At 46.4% G+C, this 18,892-nt stretch carries 11 protein-coding genes; 7 read left to right on the forward strand and 4 right to left on the reverse strand.

Annotation, left to right across the window (positions count from 1 at the left end):
• Positions 1–141: 141 nt before the first annotated feature.
• Entirely contained in the window at positions 142–1,122 is a 981-nt protein-coding gene (locus ACMXYT_RS16145) for a TRAP transporter substrate-binding protein (RefSeq protein ID WP_415899492.1), read from the reverse strand.
• A gap of 440 nt (positions 1,123–1,562) precedes the next feature.
• Between ACMXYT_RS16145 and ACMXYT_RS16150 the strand changes: the two genes are divergently transcribed.
• Positions 1,563–3,173, forward strand: a complete 1,611-nt coding sequence (locus ACMXYT_RS16150) for a methyl-accepting chemotaxis protein (protein ID WP_415899493.1) — start codon at positions 1,563–1,565, stop codon at positions 3,171–3,173.
• Positions 3,174–3,295: 122 nt separating this feature from the next.
• Here the strand turns inward: ACMXYT_RS16150 and ACMXYT_RS16155 are convergent, their stop codons facing one another.
• On the reverse strand, positions 3,296–4,471 hold the full coding sequence (locus ACMXYT_RS16155) for an alginate export family protein (RefSeq protein ID WP_415911674.1): 1,176 nt from the start codon (positions 4,469–4,471) through the stop codon (positions 3,296–3,298).
• 354 nt (positions 4,472–4,825) lie between these two features.
• Between ACMXYT_RS16155 and ACMXYT_RS16160 the strand changes: the two genes are divergently transcribed.
• Genes ACMXYT_RS16160 through ACMXYT_RS16170 form a run of 3 tightly spaced genes read left to right on the forward strand, consistent with a single transcriptional unit; the run spans position 4,826 to position 9,074 of the window.
• Positions 4,826–5,485 carry a hypothetical protein gene (locus ACMXYT_RS16160; RefSeq protein WP_415911675.1) on the forward strand — a complete coding sequence of 220 codons (660 nt, stop codon included), beginning with the start codon at positions 4,826–4,828 and terminating at the stop codon, positions 5,483–5,485.
• 18 nt (positions 5,486–5,503) lie between these two features.
• A complete protein-coding gene (locus ACMXYT_RS16165; RefSeq protein ID WP_415911676.1) occupies positions 5,504–7,855 on the forward strand; it encodes a putative bifunctional diguanylate cyclase/phosphodiesterase in 2,352 nt (783 codons plus the stop codon).
• Positions 7,848–9,074 (forward strand): hypothetical protein, encoded by a 1,227-nt coding sequence (locus ACMXYT_RS16170; RefSeq protein ID WP_415911677.1) that lies wholly within the window; start codon positions 7,848–7,850, stop codon positions 9,072–9,074. The genes ACMXYT_RS16165 and ACMXYT_RS16170 overlap by 8 nt, the downstream gene beginning before the upstream one ends.
• A gap of 6 nt (positions 9,075–9,080) precedes the next feature.
• Here ACMXYT_RS16170 and ACMXYT_RS16175 read toward each other — a convergent pair whose 3' ends face one another.
• The gene (locus tag ACMXYT_RS16175) at positions 9,081–10,445 is read right to left on the reverse strand and encodes a sigma-54-dependent transcriptional regulator (RefSeq protein ID WP_415911678.1); all 1,365 of its coding nucleotides are present in this window, start codon (positions 10,443–10,445) and stop codon (positions 9,081–9,083) included.
• A gap of 19 nt (positions 10,446–10,464) precedes the next feature.
• Positions 10,465–12,732: an ATP-binding protein gene (locus ACMXYT_RS16180; RefSeq protein ID WP_415911679.1), complete on the reverse strand. Its 2,268-nt coding sequence runs from the start codon at positions 12,730–12,732 to the stop codon at positions 10,465–10,467.
• Positions 12,733–12,979: 247 nt separating this feature from the next.
• On the opposite strand from ACMXYT_RS16180, the gene pyk reads away from it, so the two are divergent.
• From pyk to ACMXYT_RS16195, 3 genes are all read left to right on the forward strand, one after another.
• Positions 12,980–14,416 carry a pyruvate kinase gene (gene pyk, locus ACMXYT_RS16185; RefSeq protein ID WP_415904678.1) on the forward strand — a complete coding sequence of 479 codons (1,437 nt, stop codon included), beginning with the start codon at positions 12,980–12,982 and terminating at the stop codon, positions 14,414–14,416.
• A 132-nt stretch (positions 14,417–14,548) separates the two neighbouring features.
• A complete protein-coding gene (locus ACMXYT_RS16190) occupies positions 14,549–15,625 on the forward strand; it encodes an efflux RND transporter periplasmic adaptor subunit (protein WP_415911680.1) in 1,077 nt (358 codons plus the stop codon).
• Positions 15,626–15,661: 36 nt separating this feature from the next.
• Positions 15,662–18,811 (forward strand): efflux RND transporter permease subunit, encoded by a 3,150-nt coding sequence (locus tag ACMXYT_RS16195; RefSeq protein ID WP_415911681.1) that lies wholly within the window; start codon positions 15,662–15,664, stop codon positions 18,809–18,811.
• The last annotated feature ends 81 nt before the right edge of the window (positions 18,812–18,892 follow it).

The raw sequence follows: 18,892 nt of genomic DNA on the forward strand, positions 1-18,892 counted from the left end.
ACAGCTCCCCTAGCGACTCACGTCGTTAATAGGTTTTTTCAAAAGGAGATATTCACAGGACAACCTACGGCTAGCGCCGTTAATCGTTCTCCTCTGAACATAACCGAGCGGGCAAAGCCCACCCGGTTAAGTGACGTGATATTAGTTGCTTGCTTCAGCAGCTTTGATCAGATCAGCACCGATCTCATCTTCAAACTGCTTCCATACAGGCTTCATTGCTTCAACCCACTGAGCACGCTCTGCGTCAGTTAGGCTCACAACTTGAGAGCGCTTAGAATCGATGATTTTCTGCTTATCAGACGCAGCTTTTTCAGCAGCGATGCCATTACCGTGCTTGATCGCTTCGTCTAGAGCTTTCTTAACTTCAACTTTCAGATCTGCATCAAGACCCATCCAGAACTCAGCAGAAGTTACTACTAGGTAGTCCAGTACACCGTGGTTAGATTCAGTGATGAAAGGCTGAACTTCGAAGAACTTCTTAGAGTAGATGTTTGACCAAGTGTTCTCCTGACCATCGATCGCTTTAGTCTGTAGAAGTGTGAATACTTCAGAGAAAGGCTTTTTCAGTGGAACAGCGTCTACAGCTTCAAACTGAGCCTGTAGTACGTCAGATGTCATGATACGGAATTTTTTACCTTGAGCGTCAGCTGGTACTTTCAGCTCTTGGCTTGCAGAAAGCTGCTTCATACCATTGTGTAGGTAACCTAGACCCACTAGACCTTTGCTCTGAAGAGAACCTAGTAGTTTTTGACCATCAGGGCTGTTTTGGAATTTTTCTACAGCAGCCATATCTTTAAACAGGAAAGGCAGATCGAAGATCTGAAGCTTTTTAGTGAACTTCTGGAATTTAGATAGAGAAGGCGCAGCCATCTGCACATCACCTAGCAACATCGCTTCCAAAACTTTGTTATCACCAAATAGCTGGGAGTTAGGGAATACTTTAACTTCAACTTTGCCAGCTAGACGCTCATCTACTAGCTCTTTGAATTTAAGAGCCATCTGGCCTTTTGGTGTGTTTTCAGCAACCACGTGAGAAAACTTAATTTCTACTGGGGCTGCAACAGCAGCTTGTGCTCCTAGAGTTAGTGCAAGGGAAGTTACCGCAGCGGTCAGTAAACGCATTGTGCATCTCCTGTTTAATTGAATTTAATTATGTTTGTTTTGTTTGAAATTCAGCGCTTTCTGTTTTTAGGCGTCACAGAACTTTCTGAACTCATGACACTAGGAGCAAAGTTAGGGCCAACTGTTAAAAATATTTTTCCTAAAGCCCTGTAGCGCCTATAAACATTGAGACACAGGTTAAACACGTGTTTTAAGATGAGATTAAAGCGGCCAGAAAAATTGGCGGAAACCCACCCATTTATCATTTTTAAATAAGTGAACTCCCATCCATCTCTGTTTTATTTATTGAACCAGCATCCAAAAATAGCGTTTTATTGATCTACATCGAAAGAACAAAGCACCTTAGGCTTGTGTGTAATATCAGCTTCGCCTTATGATGAGTTACTGACTATGCTAACCACTATTATAAAAATGACGTCACTAATGACGGGAGCTGAAGTGTGAAATTGGATGGCCTATCAATTCAAACAAAGGTAAACATTTCTCTAGCAGTAGTGTTCCTGATTATCCTGGTTAGCTCTCTAACCGCGATTTACCGTAGTGAAACACAATTAGTTTCTGAAGTTGTACAACGTACAACCACTGAAACGGCTGATTCCTACTTTGACAGTATCAATATTCTGATGCTGAGCGGCGCTATGTCTAACCGCGAAACCTTACAGAAAAAGATCCTTGCTAACCCAGACGTATTAGAAGCTCGTATCATCCGTGCCGACAGTATCTCTAAAGTTTATGGGCCCGGCACCGCAGACTCCAAAGTTGTTGATGATCTAGATAAACGCGCGATGCAAGGTGAACAGGTTATTGAAGAGATTGATGATGAAAAAGGCCACCGCCTAACTGTTGTCACGCCAATGAAAGCACTGCCTGACTATAAAGGTACTAATTGCTTACTGTGCCACCAAACCGCTGAAGGTGATGTATTAGGTGCTGTACGTGTCACCTACTCTTTTGAAAATCTTGATAACACCATTCGTGCTAACTTGATCAGCGTAGCATTAACCGAGCTAGTGCTGTTTATTATCGGCTTAATACTAATTAGCTTGTTGCTAGGACACCTAGTGGTACGTCCAGTTAAACGTATGGGTAAAACGATCAACACCATTCATAAAAATTCTGATCTTAAACTTCGTATAGATGTGAATTCCAAAGATGAAATCGGCACGATGTCGACATCACTGAACACTATGCTGGAAGATTTCCACTCCAGCCTCAGCAAAGTGAGCTCTACCGTTCATCAATTGAGTACCTCCAGTACTTCTATTAATGACATCGCTGATATGGCAAATAGCGCGGTTAATAATCAACAGATACAAACCAGTGCTGTCGCTTCTGCTATGGAGCAGATGGAAGCAGCCACTAAGAGCGTTGAAGCCAGTGCTGAAAATACGGTATCAGCATCTGATCTTGCCCTTGAACAAAGTCAGGAAGGCACCCAAATTACTCAGCAAGCGATCAATGCCATTGATTCCCTGAAGAGCAATATTGACCGTGCACTGAGCGTTATCAACAAACTGGATGAACAAAGCCAAAGTGTCGGTACCGTATTAGAAGTTATTCAGAAAATTGCTGAGCAAACCAACCTGTTGGCGCTTAATGCTGCAATCGAGGCGGCCCGTGCCGGAGAGCAAGGTCGAGGCTTCGCAGTGGTAGCCGATGAGGTTCGTACCCTGGCAAGTAAAACTCGTAACTCGACTGAAGAGATCAACGCGATTATCGAAGAGCTGCAAAACGATGCGCGTGATGCGGTATCCGTTATGGATCAGGCTCATGCAAGTGCAGAAGCTGGTGTCGCTAAAGTACAGGAAACATCGGATGCGCTGATCAAAATTGCCGAAGAGGTTCGTGCGATTAACGATATGAACCATATGGTTTCATCATCCGTTAAAGAGCAGACTGAGATGGCTAGTAGCGTTGAATCCAGCGTACATGAGATCGCTCAGACTGCTGAGCACACTTCATCTCGTGCCGGTAAACTGAACCAAGTTGCCCATGAACTGAATACGCTCGCAGGACAGCTAGAGGTTATGGTACAGAAGTTCAAACTGTAAAAAACTATCACTTCAATACAATAAAAGAAGCCGCCAATATGGCGGCTTCTTTTTTGATAGCGCGAGAGGGGATCGCCCTATCTCTTCTCACCCGTCACTACTCGGGCAGCTGAAATACAGCTTTAGAATTTAGCTGTAGCTGTTAGCCACAATTTACTCTTATCATCTTTGGTATCGCCTGCATCATAGTCAGCATATTTCAGACTTAGGCCGTAATTTTTGCCAAACTTTTTAGCTGCAAGGAAGCCCAACTCTGAACCTAAATCAGCACCGCTATCTTCTGCTTCATAGTCGTGGTAAACCGCAAGCAGCTTAACACCTGCTAACTTAGTACCGACACTGACATATAGATCTTCAATACCATCTGTTGGTGTCGCTAAGAACTGATCAGCCCAACCTTGGAACTTATGCTTAGTCGCTAGTGGTGTGTTGAAGCCTTTATCATTGTCACTTTCAAGAACTTCAAAGCCCAGCTTGGCAGTTACACCAGAAACCTTCACGCCACCTTCAAGCAAGTAGTAATCCGGCTTCGAACCATTGTTTTGATCCTGAGTGGCATATTCTGCGGTATAAAGCAGCTTGGTATTACCCGCATCTTGAGAACCGCTAAGACGGACACCGTAAGTATCTAAGTCATAGCCATCTACTTTATCTTCCTCAAAGTTGTAGTAGTAACCTGTTAACGCACCAAATGGCAGACCTTTATATTTTACGTTGAGTAAGTGTGTCTTATGTTTGCTATCGGACCCTGTAATGCCATGGACATCATTGATGTAAGCGTAAAACACATCTGTATCAGTTAGAGAACTGTTCTTAACCGACAGGGAATCGTAAGTCTGCTCGTTCTGACGGAAACCTACACCACCAACAAAACGCTGGTTATCTAGAAGGATACGCTGGCGACCAACCTTTACAGTGGTATCAGATAGACCGGTAAATGCTAAATACGCTTGGTTTACTTCTGTGCCTTCAGGATCGACGATTTTAGTTTTCGTTCCCATGCCATTGACGCCGTCGTTGTACTCAACATCATCCAGCTCAGTAACATCATCCACTTCAACCAATGCAGATACAGATTTGAATTCGTCTGTTTTAAAGGTTAATCGAGACTTTAACGTCAGAGCATTTGCATCCTCAGCAGCAGAATCATCTTCAACATCTTCATAACGAAGACGGAAGCTAACTGAGGTTTCACCATTCTGAAACGCTTCGGCAATAGACTCAGCGGCATAGGCTGAAGGGGTAGAAATAGCTGCGGTAGCCGTAGCTAACAACAACTTAGAGGGCAGTTGTTTCATTGTTTACTCCTAACTCACAAAATGACTGCGAGTGCTGGAGCAATGCCTATGCCAATAAGCGTAATTTCGGCAAATTCGGCTCAAAAACCGATAAAAATGTTTAATTTGCACATTTTTAAATCGCCTAATTTAGCATCTGCTTTATCGCAGTGCAGCAAACAAGAAAAAACTAACACCGAGTTAGTGCAAAACCGTCCAGAATTGATCCGACATTTTGAAAGGACATTTACTACAAAAATATTACCTCCCTATCCATTAGATGTAATTTTTTGAGTGCGTAATAAAGAATTAAGGAACCTATTTTTCTCAAATGAGTCATTCTTAAGGAAACGGAACCCATTTTGGAGAATCGCAGTGTATATACGCACCATCGCAGCTAGCTTTGCCATCTTTACAGCCACTCAAACTAGCGCTGCCATATTGGACGTAACGGTTCTCAACCCAGATAAATCAGGAGTGGATTCCATCGTACTCTATGCAGAACCTTTGGATCAGCCAGCTCCCAAGATCGAACGTAAAAAAATCGAGATCACACAAAAAGATCGCGCATTCGTACCACATATTACGGTGATGCAGCGCCAAGATGAGGTACAGTTCAGCAATAAAGATGACTTTACCCACCATATCTACTCGATCTCCGGCCCAAACCGTTTTTCCTTTAAACTGAAATCAGGCGAATCCAAGGCCCTAGAGGCGTTTGAGCCCGATTCATCCACTGAAACAGTCGCTATGGGTTGTAACATCCATGATTGGATGAGCGGTTTTATACTGATCGTCGATACACCTTATTTTGCCAAAACGACTAAAACCGGCTCTGTTTCATTCGATCTTCACCACTTGGGTAAATATCGCCTAACCTTATGGCATCCGCAGTTAAAAGCGGAAAATAATCGATTAACCCAGATAGTGGACATTAGCCAAGACCAATCACTGACCTGGCAATTAAGCGAAACCTTCTACGAAATACAGCCAAAGGCTGACGAAGAAGACTTCGATTTTTTGGATGAATACTAATAATTGGATGAACTGACCATGGGCAGTTTAAAGACCAAAATATTTATATTCTTTGTCGCCTTATTAATGGTGGCTCAAGCAGCATCGCTGTGGATGGTTTACGACGCCAATAATAAGCAAGGCGATGTCCAGATACAATCTCGGCTCAATGCCGCTGTCTCCGTTTTTGACACCTTATATCAACAACGAAACTACTATCTCCAAGCCTTCGCAGAAACGGCGGCTAAAGACTTTGGCTTGAAAGAGGTATTTGGGGCTGACCAACGCAGTTTTCTGATTGCATTGAATAACCACCGCAAGCGTATTGATGCCGATATAGCGATCGCTGTCGACCAAAAGTTCTCGATTATCGGCCAGCTTATCCGCCGCAATCCAAATGAAAAAATCCGTTTAGGCCCCGAACAAGGCCAACCATTCCCTTCGCCACAATGGTTTGGCGTAGATGGCACGTTTACTAAGCTTTACCAGCAAGAAAACGAGTTATACCAACTCAGTTTTGCACCGTTAAAAAGTGGGCAACAAGTCGTCGGCTGGATCGGCTATGGCTATCAGATTAATACCACCCTAGCGCAAAACTTTGCCGATATTACTGGGCTGAGTATCGAATTCATGTTGCAGCAGGAAGATAGCCAATGGCGCGCTATTGCTGCTGCGATCCCGACAAGCCATCCTCAAGCACCGAGCCAGCAAGGCTTAGCAGTTATTGAAAATCGGGTACCAGATCACCTTTTCGCAACCCAGATCGAAGTAGGTATGGTCAGCAAGAGTCCTCTGCAAGTAACAATATTTGGCTCTCGTTCTAACTTACTGGAAACCCTACAAGAGAACTGGTGGCACTTACTAGCACTTGAAGGCGGCATGGTGACAATAACTATGCTGGCAGCCTATCTCCTTGCAGGCAGTATTACCCAACCGGTCAGAAAGCTTGTACGTCAAGCTCAGTATATTGCGCGCGGTAACTATGAGAGCAGCGTAGATATTAGTGAGAAAAACGAGATGGGGCAGCTTGCAAAAGAATTTAATCAGATGCAGCAAGCAGTCTTGGTTCGAGAACAAAAGATTAGCCACCAGCTCAAGCATAATAGCCTGACTAATCTCCCTAACCGTTTCTCCCTACTCGAAACTCTAGACACCCTGCTGCAGCAAAAAGACACTTTCTTTAGCCTTCTCCATCTGGATATTCGTCGCACACGCACCGTCAATGACACGCTTGGCTACCAGATTGGCGATATGATGATTAAAGAAGTAGGTAAACGCCTGTTGAAGCTCAACGGTGCCAGCCAAACCTTCCACTTAGATGGTGACGAATTCGCCATGTTGATCGAGTGTTCGACCCTGAACGAGCTGGTGCAATGGCAGCAAAAAATTGAGCAAGTAATGGATGACCCTCTCTGTGGTGAAGACACCCTACTGCACTTACAGCTGCAAGTAGGCTTCGCTCGTGTACCTGAAGATGCCAATGATCCACAAACTTTGCTGCAAAAAGCTGATACAGCGCTTAGCCATGGTAAGAAAGCACAGCAAAGCTTCCAGCAATACCTCCCAGAAATGGATGCCGATGCGAACCGTCGTTTAAGCTTAGTAAATGACCTTAAGGTTGCTATCGCTGAAGACCAGCTCTGTTTGTTCTATCAACCTAAGCTCGATCTTAAAACCGGGAAGATCCATCAACTGGAAGCATTAGTTCGCTGGCAGCATCCGATTCAGGGCATGATTCCACCCGATTCCTTTATCTCTATCGCCGAGCAAACAGGCCAAATCGATGCCCTCAGCAATTGGGTAATGAATGAAGCCGCTCGACAATATCGGGCTTGGGCAGAAATAGGGCTACATCTATCTATCGCGGTGAACATCTCTGCGGAAAACCTGAAAAACCAACAGTTGATCCATTCTCTCAAAGGGATTTGGAAAACACATCAACTTCCGCAAAACTCACTTTCCCTGGAAGTAACGGAAAGTGCCGTAGTGAGTGACCCAGAGAGCGCAATTAAAATGCTCTGCGAAATAAAAGATCAAGGGATCAAGCTGTCGATTGATGACTACGGCACAGGTTACTCATCACTAGCTCAGTTAAAACAGATGCCGGTCTCCGAGCTAAAAATCGACCGTTCATTTGTCGATAAAGTTCACATGAGCAGCGACGACCAGATCATTGTGCGATCCACCATCCGCATGGCCCATGATATGGGGCTAACAGTTGTCGCCGAGGGCATCGAAGATCAAGAAACTCTGACATGGTTAGAACAACATGACTGTGATTTAGCACAAGGCTATTTCATCAGCCGACCTCAACCAGCGAGCGAACTTAGCAGTTGGCTGCTAGAATCGGAGTACAACCCGTCTTCGATCACAAAGGTTTTACATGGATAGTCGCTGGCTTACAGCATTGACGCTTTTATCTCTGCCTGTACATGCAATTGATGTAGATTTGAAAGGACTCGTTGATATCCGGGCCAGCCACTCTTCTGGGGAACCGAGCTATGTCAGTGGTCAATTCGGCAAACTCCAAAACTCGCCCGGCGGCGATCTATCTCTAGGGCAGCTAGGCCTGAACTTAAAACTAGGTTTAAGTGACCAGCTCAGTTTTGTCATCGTAGGAAACAGCTTTGTCGATGATGAGAAAAGCGAAGTTGGGCTTACCGAAGTCTTCCTTAAGTATTCAGGCCTTCCCAGTGAAAGTGGTGTTAGGCACAGCACTCGCGTCGGTACTTTTTACCCGCCCATATCATTAGAGAACAGAGCCACTGCTTGGTCTCCTGCTAATACACTTACCCCTTCAACGATGAACAGCTGGATCGGAGAAGAAGTACGCACTACCGGCGTAGAATACACGGCAGAGTGGTTAGGAAAGTTCAGAGAGGTCGATTACGATCTAAAGCTCAGCACAGGTTTATTTGGCTTTAACGATACCGCTGGTGCGATGCTGTCTTGGCATGGTTGGACGCTTAGCAGTCGCCAATCCGTTATCGGCGAAGGTCTCCCTGTACCACAAACCCCTGCGCAAACGACTTTGCTTACAGATCAAGCAAAAGAGTCTGATCCTTTTCATGAAGGCGATGACCGCCTTGGCTACTTTTTAAATGCCGAATATAAGCTTAAAAAGGAACTACTCCTGCAAGCGGGCTACTACGATAATAACGCCACCCCTTATATGATTGAGGATGGACAATATGGCTGGGAGACTCAGTTTGCCTATACCGGTTTCCGCTGGCAGATCGATAAACAGTGGAGCCTGATGGGTCAGTTGATGCAGGGTTCAACGCTAATGCAATCGCCGCAACGCGAGAATGTAGTCGATAACGATTACCGTAGCGCCTATCTAACCTTAAGCTGGCGAAACGGTCCTCATCGAGTATCGACTCGCCTAGAAGAGTTTTCGGTTACAGATCTAGATCAGACAGTTGGCGACAACAATGATGAATACGGTAAAGCATTTACCCTTAGCTACCGTTATCGCCTAAACCGCCAGTGGTTTCTGTTGAATGAATTCAATTGGATAAATAGCACCAGAGCTGCAAGAGCATACAACCAAGATGACCCGAAGCTACTTGAACGCCAGCTCCAAGTAGCGCTCCGTTACTATTTTTAAGTCCAATTATTTAAAATCTTTCTTATCCAACCCGTACTTCTTCATTTTGTCGTACAAGGTTTTTCGCGGTAACCCAAGGCTGGTTAAGGTCTCTTTGATGGAACCTGCGCATCGTGCAAGTTCAGCCTGAATCAACATGCTTTCAAATTGCTCGACTTTATCCGGCAGGCTCATATTGCTGTAGCCATCATTGTCGGTGATCGGTTTATTCTCAAAGTCGAATGTACAACTTTCACCCAGAAGCACATAGCGCTCAGCTAGATTACGCAGTTCACGAACATTACCCGGCCAATCATGGGTCATCAAACTGTGCATACGTTCAGCCGATAACAGCGGCACCTCTCGGCCATATTGGGAGGAAGCAATCAATGAAAAGTGCTGAAAGAGCAGACTTATATCTTCACGTCGTTCTCGTAGCGGCGGGATATCCACTCGCACAACATTCAGACGGTAGTAGAGGTCTTCTCGGAAGCTCCCTTGCTCGGCAGCCTCGCGCAGATCCACCTTGGTAGCAGCAATCACGCGAAGATCGAGCGGAATGACTTCGTTAGCGCCAAGGCGTTCAATTGCCCGCTCTTCCAAGACTCGCAGTAACTTAATCTGCAGTGTCATCGGCATGCTTTCGATCTCATCTAAAAAAAGCGTACCGCCATTCGCATGTTCAAATTTACCAATTCGACGTGCTTTGGCATCGGTAAACGCGCCCTTTTCGTGGCCAAAGAGTTCAGATTCGATCAAATTTTCGGGTACAGCACCGCAGTTAATCGCGACAAAATTCTGATCGCGGCGGTGACTGTGCTCATGGATGTAACGGGCCATCAGGTCTTTACCTGTACCGGTTTCACCCAAGATCAGAATATCAGCGGGGGTATCCGCAATTGCATGCACTAGACCACGCACTTGGGCAATCATCGAGGTATTCCCGATAATACGCGGGCCCGGCGCGCTCTGCGCTTCCAACTCTAATTTAAGACGGCGGTTTTCGATAACCAGATTGCGTTTCTCAATCGCTCGGCGCACCACGTCTAACATAAGGTCTGAAGAGAAAGGCTTTTCGATAAAGTCGTAAGCGCCATCTCGCATAGCACCCACCGCCATAGTGATATCACCATGACCGGTAATCAGGATCACTGGTAAAGTGGCATCGAGATTAACCACCTGCTTCATCAACTCAAGGCCATCCATGCCCGGCAGATTGATATCGGTAATTAAAATCCCTGGCCAATCATCCTGGATAATGGCGAAAGCTTGTTCCGCCGTTTCAACGGCTGTCACTTCATAGCCCGCTAATTCAAGGGCCTGTCCAGCCGCTAACCGAATATGTTCTTCATCGTCCACTAAAAGAATCGGCAATAACCTATTCTCACTCATGCGGCTTTCCATTTCTTAATCAACCAATCGTGTTATTAAGGTTATCAGGCTGATCGGCTTTAGGTAAGCAAATACGGAACACGGCTCCACCTTGAGCATGATTGGAGGCCGCCAATTCCCCCCCCATACTTTCAATAATACGGTGAGAGATCGACAAACCTAACCCTAAACCTTGACCCGCTTTTTTGGTGGTGTAGAAAGGTTCGAATACGCGATTCAACTCCTGCGACGGTATACCCGGGCCGAAATCTCGTACATTAAGGCTGATCTGCTGGTCTTGTTCAGACAAACTGATATCCACCACTGGTTTGGTCTGATTTTCCATCGCTTGCAGAGCATTACTGATCAGATTGACCAATACCTGCTCCAAACGCACGGTATCGCCAAGCACATAGATCCGTTCCAGACCTGTGGGCCAATTTACCTCTGCATCCGCCTTGCTTAAACGCCCATACATGATCGACATCGCGCCATCATGCACATTTTTAAGACAGACAGGCTCCACGCCACCTGTTGTTTTACGCGAGAATTCTTTCAGCGGGTGAATGATCTTCGCCATACGTTCGGTCAAACCACTTATCTCGCTTAGGTTCTTCTCTACCGGTTCAGTTTTACCCAACTCCATAAAGGCTTTGGCATTATCCGCATAAGTGCGAATAGCCGTTAGCGGCTGATTCAGCTCGTGATTGATACCCGCAGACATCTGACCAAGCACCGCTAACTTCGCCGTTTGAATCAGCTCATTTTGGGTGTTCTCGTGCTTCGCGACTTCGTCACGCAATTTAAGGTTGGCATTGGTAAGATCTTCGGTACGCGCCGCAACCCTATGTTCTAGTAGCTCTTGTGCACGCTTTAGATCTTCTTCGTACTGCTTGCGCTGAGTAATATCGTGAATGGTGACGATAAAGCGTTTCACCACGCCATAATCCATATGGCCGATAATCAATTCAATTGGGAACTCAGAGCCATCTTTGCGCAATCCTAGCGCCTCTGTATACAGCTCCAGCTGTCGGTCACTATCTGCCGCCGTTAAATGCTGCCAACAGAGCGCACGATCGTTCTGGGAGAGGAATTTACTAAAGTATTTACTCCTTACCTCCTGTTCGTCATAACCAAACAGTTTTTCAGCCATCAAGTTCAGGCTTTCAATCCGTCCCTGATCATCCAACGTGATTAGACCCGCTTGAGTGTTATCAATGATGGCACGTACACGCTGCTCGCTCGCTTCCAAAGCTTGGGTTTCTTTCAGTTTAAAACGTGCGCGCTCTCGAGTAATACGCTGTCGTGTCAGCAGCACTAACACCAATAAGATTAACGCGAGAAAGATAAAACCTGCGGTCAAAGCGGTATAGAACATCCGCACTTTAACCGCCTTAGTGCTGGCTAAGACGACTACGGTTAAACCGCTATCTGGGAGCTCTCTACTTTGCAGAAGAAATTCACGTGGTCGGATGCCATCGAGGGCTTGGTTTTTAATTCGCTTACCATCCACCAGCGTAATCAAAGTCGCACCATTTTCCTGTGGTGCACGCGAAATAATCTCGAGGGCCGTTAACGTATGATCACCGTAGCGAAGGCTCTCAGAAATGCGTTGGATATCATCTTTGCTCAGTGGGTGTAGGGTTCGGAATTTCCAATCTTCTCGAGTCGAGATAAAGATAACGCCATCTTCATCGGTCACTAGAATATCCAGATACGGATCGGTCCAATCTGATTCAATTTCGTTTAGATCAATTTTTACAACCACGACCCCAATGATCTGGCTGCGCAGATAAACTGGGTAAGAGAAATAGTAACCGCGCCTGTTAGACACTGACCCCAACGCAAAATAGCGTCCAGGTTTACCTTTAATCGCATCTTGAAAGTAGGGTCGATAAGCGTAATTTTTCCCCATAAAAGAGTACGCTTCCGCCCAGTTACTCGAGGCAATCGCCGTCCCATCCTTGTCCATCAGATAGACATCAGTCGCATTAATCGAATTATTCACTGATTCTAAATAGACACTGGCCTGACCTGAAAGGAACGCATCTTCAGGCTTGGCTAAAGCTTCGACCAATGTGGAGTGTGATGACAGTAACGCAGGCAGATCTTTATATCGATCTAACTTCTGTTGCAGGCTCAACAGGTAACGATTGAGATCGGCACCGGAGCGCTGTTGCAGAGTTTGATAGCCTTGAGATTGACTTAGAAATGTAATTTGCCCAACCACCAACAGGAATGCAAAAGCCAATACGACAAAGAAAAGCAGCCGATACTGACGCCAGCGAAGTGATTGAGTCTGTGGCATAAAACCTAGCCTGTCTGTGCAAAAAGGGCTTTTATTAACGTAACTGCAAAAGAAATACTTAATTTCGTTAACATAGTCGCTCTATACTAAGGTATATATTCTTGAACGCCAAACATGGTATTAAGGATTAAGGAACCTGCGAACAATTCCTATCAGGCTTTGCTATCCCCTTTTTTTGGGGAGGGGCAGGCTCCTAAATACATAACTATATTATTTGCGTAATCTGAAGAAGGGACTAATTACTCTTATGCTGAAACGAACCAAAATTGTAGCAACCTTGGGTCCATCCACCGATGAACCTGGTGTTTTGGAAGATATTTTAAGAAACGGCGTAAACACTGTACGTCTAAATTTCTCCCACGGCAGCGCGGATGACCATCGCCGTCGTGCCAGTGAGGTCCGTAAAGCAGCACGTAAACTGGGTTTATCTATCGCAATTTTAGGCGACCTACAGGGACCTAAAATTCGTATCGCACGATTTAAAGACACAAAGATTCAACTAGAAACAGGCGATACTTTTTTTCTAGATTCAGAACTCGGTAATGAAGATGGCGACCAAACCCAAGTCGGTATCGATTACAAAGCCTTGCCAGAAGATAGCCAAGCAGGCGATATCCTATTACTCGATGACGGCCGCGTTCAGTTGAAAGTCACCGCGGTTAACGGCTCACGTATCGAAACCGAAGTGATCATTGGTGGTCCGCTTTCCAATAACAAAGGTATCAACCGTCAAGGTGGCGGCCTTTCTGCTGCCGCTCTGACAGAGAAAGACCGTCGCGATATTAAAGTCGCTGGTGATATCGATATGGATTATATCGCCGTATCTTTCCCTCGTAGCGCGGCCGATCTACACGAAGCACGCGAACTACTAGATCACGCGGGAAGCCGAGCAGAGATTATCGCCAAGGTAGAACGTGCCGAAACTGTAGCTAGCAACGAAGCGCTGGATGAAATTATCTTAGCCTGCGATGGGATTATGGTAGCTCGTGGCGACCTAGGCGTAGAGATTGGCGATGCCGAGCTAATTGGCGTGCAGAAACACCTGATCAAGCGCTCTCGTGAACTCAATCGTTTTGTAATCACTGCAACACAGATGATGGAAACCATGATCGAAAACTCTATGCCGACCCGTGCTGAAGTCTTCGACGTTGCTAATGCGATTTTAGATGGTACAGATGCGGTGATGTTATCTGCTGAAACAGCGGCGGGTAAGCACCCTGTGGAAGTGGTTAAGTCGATGACTTCTATCTGCCAAGGTGCTGAGAAACATCAGTTGTCTCGTCCTGCTCCAACCAACATCACGCAAAAGCTGGAACGTTTCGATGAAACAATTGCACGTTCAGCAATGTATACGGCGAATAACTTGTTAGGTGTTAAAGCAATCATCTGCTTAACCGAGTCGGGCTCCACTCCGCTGTGGATGTCACGTATACGTTCAGGCTTACCTATTTTCGCAGTAACCCGTAATGAGCGTACGATGCGCCGTACAGCACTTTACCGTGGTGTTGAGCCGATCTTCTTCGATGCAACGCAGATCGAAAAAGAGAAGCTAAACGAAGAGATTCTGGCGGGCCTTAAAGCTCGTAACCTTTTAGAAACTGGCGATCTTGTTATCCTCACCCGCGGGGCATCCCTAGGTGAAGATGGCGGCACCAACTCTATGCAGGTTTTAGCGGTTCAATAAGCCATGATGAGGGGAAGCATTTGCTTCCCCTCAAACATTTTGAATGTAAAAAAGTGTATATACAGTTGCAGTTACCCAGCAATTGATTTTAATTTATCAGTTGCACACTTTTTGAGTGAGAGTAACTGTCACATGTTCCCCACCCCACTGCGGACTTTATCTAGAAACAAGGCTGCTTCAGCCCTGTTAACTATTCTATTTTTAATCCCGACGCTGGCGCATGCCAAAACGATGCCCGTTCGTGTTGAAACCGCCATAGCAGAGCCTTTTGAAGAGACGCTAACACTGCATGGTACGTTGAAAGCCGAGCTATCGGCGAATCTATCCTTAGCCGCTGAAGGAATCGTTAAAAACCTAAGTGTCGATATTGGCAGTCAGGTCAAAAAAGATGATCTGATTCTGAGCCTCGATGATGAAATCACCCGTCAGAACCTACTCAAATCCAAAGCGCAAACAACATCCACACAAACGCAGTTAAATGAGGCCCGCCGCCAGTTAAAAGAGGGTGAACTGCTACGCAAGAAAAAGCACATTGCACAAAATGCGTTGATCTCACTGCGTGTAGCGCGTGATGTCGCTCGATCAGATCTTGCCGCTGCCCAAGCCGAACAAGAGCGTTTCCAACATGAACTGGGTCAACATCAACTACTCGCACCTTTTGCTGGCATCATCACCGCTAAGAAAACAGAGAAAGGGGAATGGCTCAGTAGCGGCAATCCAGCAGTGACTCTGGTCTCTTTAGACAAAATTCTATTGGATGTGCAGATCCCTCAAGCCTATTTCGGTCGCATGCAGGAGATCACGACCATCACCATCTATCCCGATACGGCCCCGAATACCGCTATTGAAGGCTTGGTCAAAACAGTAGTGCCAGTAGGCTCGCAGCAGAGCAGAACATTCCTGACCCGCTTTAAACCCGTTCAAGCGAACCCTCTATTATTACCGGGCACATCGGCCAAGCTGGAATTGAACTTTTCCAAAGAGCAAAACGTAGTGATGGTGTCACGCGATGCCATTTTGCATCACGCCGATGACGGTAACAGCGTATTTATCGTGGTGGAAGGCAAAGCTGAACGCAGGCCGGTGGAATTGGGCAAGATCAAAGGCGATAAGATCCAGATCATTAATGGGATCAATGCTGACGAGCAGGTTGTTATTCGCGGTAACGAGCTATTACGTGAAGGTGCAGAAGTTACTCTGCAACCTTAAGGTTTTCACAAGATTCTAAAGAGGAATAAGTTGCCCATGCTAGGAGCAATTATTCAACAAGGCCGCCTACTAGCCGTTCTGGTATTGATGGTCTGTTTATTGGGCGTGGTAGCCAGCCTGAAGATGCCGGTGCAAATGATCCCTGATCTAGATGCGCAGGTTATTGAGATAGAGACCCGTTGGTCAGGAGCAACGCCACGAGATATTGAACAAGAGATCTTGTTAGAGCAAGAACGTCATCTGCGCACTCTGCCGAATCTAGCCTTTATGGAGTCGATCGCTTCGACTGGGAAAGCCGAGATCATTCTAGAGTTCCCCCCAAAAACCAACCTTGATCAGGCGATGATCAAGGTCACCAACGCACTTAATCAAGTGGCGGGCTACCCTGATAATGTCGACCAGCCGAGTGTAAGAATCAGCTCCTTCTCTGCTAACCCCTTCCTCTATTTTTCGGTGGTACCTGAAGCTGGCAATCCATTTAACCTCGATATGGACATGACCAGCGATTTTATTGATCGTCAGGTACGTCCAGTGATGGAAAGGGTTCCGGGGGTTTCACAGGTATCTATGCGCGGGAAAACCGAGCGCCAAATTCAGATCCATATTGAACCGGACCAACTTGCCCAACGCGGGCTAAGCATGGCGGATGTTAAAAGTGCGATCCAAACCCGTAATAGAGATATTTCTGCTGGCGATATTGAAGAGGGTAAACGCCGCTATTTACTGCGTACTCAAGGTCGCTTCAATGACTTAGAGGAACTGAGCAACCTTATTATTCGCCACGAAAATGGCGTTAGCACTTACCTGAAAGATGTTGCCGACATCAAACTCGATCATTATGAAACTAACGGCGTCGCTTATGTAGCCGGTGAGCGAGCGATCACTTTAGGGGTTCGTAGAGAACCCAGTGCCAACGTTATTCAAATCAAACAAGACATGCTGCAAGCAGTCGAACAACTACGCCGCGATGTGCTTAAACCCAACGGCATGCGTATAGAGCTGATCGGAGATGATGTTCGCTATGTAGAAGCCTCTATCAAAAGCGTGGTGCTAAACCTTTGCTTAGGTGCGTTACTGGCGAGCCTTGTTCTATACGTATTTATGCGCTCTGGCCGCGCAACGCTCTTCTGCTTGCTTGGACTCCCTGTTTGTACCATCGCTGCGTTTATCGGCTTAATGATGTTTGGCCGCAGTATCAATGTGATCTCCTTAGCCGGGATTACCTTTGCGATCGGTATGACTCTTGATAACAGTATCGTAGTGCTCGAAAGCATCGAGCAGAAACTACGCCAAGGCATGGATCGGATTGAATCAGCCATTGCTGGAGTAAAAGAGGTGTGGACTGCCGTCATCGCCTCCAGTGCCACGACCGTTCTAGTGTTTACACCGATCTTTTTCGTCGAGCAGGAAGCTGGGCAACTTTATTCTGATATCGCAATTACCGTCTCCGCTTCAATTTTAGCTTCTATGCTGTTTGCACTGTTTGTCGTGCCTTCTGCCTGCGCTTTCTTTGGTTTATCGACTAAATCGGACGATAAGCAATATCAGCAGGGCAAAATCATGCAGTTGATCACTTGGCTAAATGACGGTTTCAAACGCCGGATAACGGTCATCGCGCTGAGCACCTTCGCAACCTTAGGGTTAGCTATTGCGTTTATGCCAGCAGCGGAATACCTACCCGAAGGTGAAGAGCCAAAATCATTTTCGATGATGTTTGCCCCTGCCGGTTACAGCTACAAAGAGATGTCCCTGATTGGCGCAGAGGTGAAAGAAAAAGTCGATCTAGCCGTGCAGCAGCAACCGGAAGACTACATACCCGAACAAGGGATGATTCCGGCGTTACGTTATTACCTGCTCTATATCGGCTCAGGTTCCGTATGGTTGCTGAGTGAGCCTAAAGACTATGACCATCAAGAGCCGATGATGAAAGAGATCACCCAGTTCTTTACCAGCTATCCGGGTATGCGCGCCTTTTCATCGCGGGGTTCAATTATCTCAAGTAACCAAGGCGGTACCCGTACTGTAGTGCTTAATGTTTCTGGTGCTGATCAACAAGCCCTCTTCACCACCGCGCAAAATGTGATGACTCGCGCAAAAGAGATGTTTGATAACCCACGTTTGGATTCAGAACCCAAATCCCTCTCTTTAGACCAACCTCTGATACAGATCTTGCCGAAGTGGCAAAGACTGGCTGAATTAGGGATCAAAGCGGAAGATTTCGGTATCGCAGTGGCCGCATTCAGCGATGGCGCTTATGTCGGTGAATTTATCGATGGCGATAAGAAAGTCGATATGCTGCTCTACAGCCAACTCAATGCAGCAAAAAGCATTGAGCTACTCAGCCAAACACCGATTTCTGTTCCGGGTGGCGGTGTTCTGCCTCTATCAGCACTGGCCGAGATTAAAGAGACTGTCGCCAGTGAAGATATTCGTCGTATCGAAGGTCGTCGTACCGTCTCCGTTTACATCCTGCCACCGCCAACCGTGGCACTAGAAACGGCGGTCGAAAAAGTAAGAACCGAATTAATCCCGTTGATGAAATCCGAGGGCGAAATTCTACCGAAAGTCAGCATCAGTATTTCCGGTGCAGCGGACCAACTGGATGCGACTCAAACCGCCCTGTTTAATAACTTTATCGTCGCAGCTTTACTGATATACCTACTTCTAGTCGTAATTTTGTCCCACTGGAGTTATCCAAGCCTCATTCTCACCACTGTGCCTTTAGGCATCGCCGGCGGCGTTGTCGGTTTAGTCGCAGCCAATATGCTCGGTGAACTTCTGCAACAAACTGGCTTACCGGGTTTCTACCAAGCCTTCGATATGATCACGATGCTGGGCTTTGTTATCTTACTCGGGACCGTAGTGAACAACCCAATCCTGATCGTCTGCCAAGCTCGGGATAATCTACACTTAGGCAAAACCTCTATCGTAGACGCGGTAAACCAAGCCGTCGCTAAACGACTCAAACCGATTCTGATGTCCACGGTCACAACCGTATTCGGGTTGGCGCCATTGGTCTTTATTCCGGGCGCAGGCACCGAGCTTTATCGAGGTGTTGGTATCGTGGTTATGATGGGAATCCTGTTCTCTGTGATCATCACCCTGGGCTTCCTACCCTGCCTACTCATCTGCTGGTTCCAACTACAACAACGTTTTGGCAAGCAGAAAACAGAAGAAGCCGCATAATCAGAGGGGCCAATAACGGCCCTTTATCTGATAAATTAGCACGTCAGATTGAATTAATTGAGGCAGTTTAGGTCGAAAGCG

The sequence above is a fragment of the Neptuniibacter sp. QD37_11 genome (assembly GCF_047778105.1).
In the GTDB taxonomy this organism is placed as follows: domain Bacteria; phylum Pseudomonadota; class Gammaproteobacteria; order Pseudomonadales; family Balneatricaceae; genus Neptuniibacter.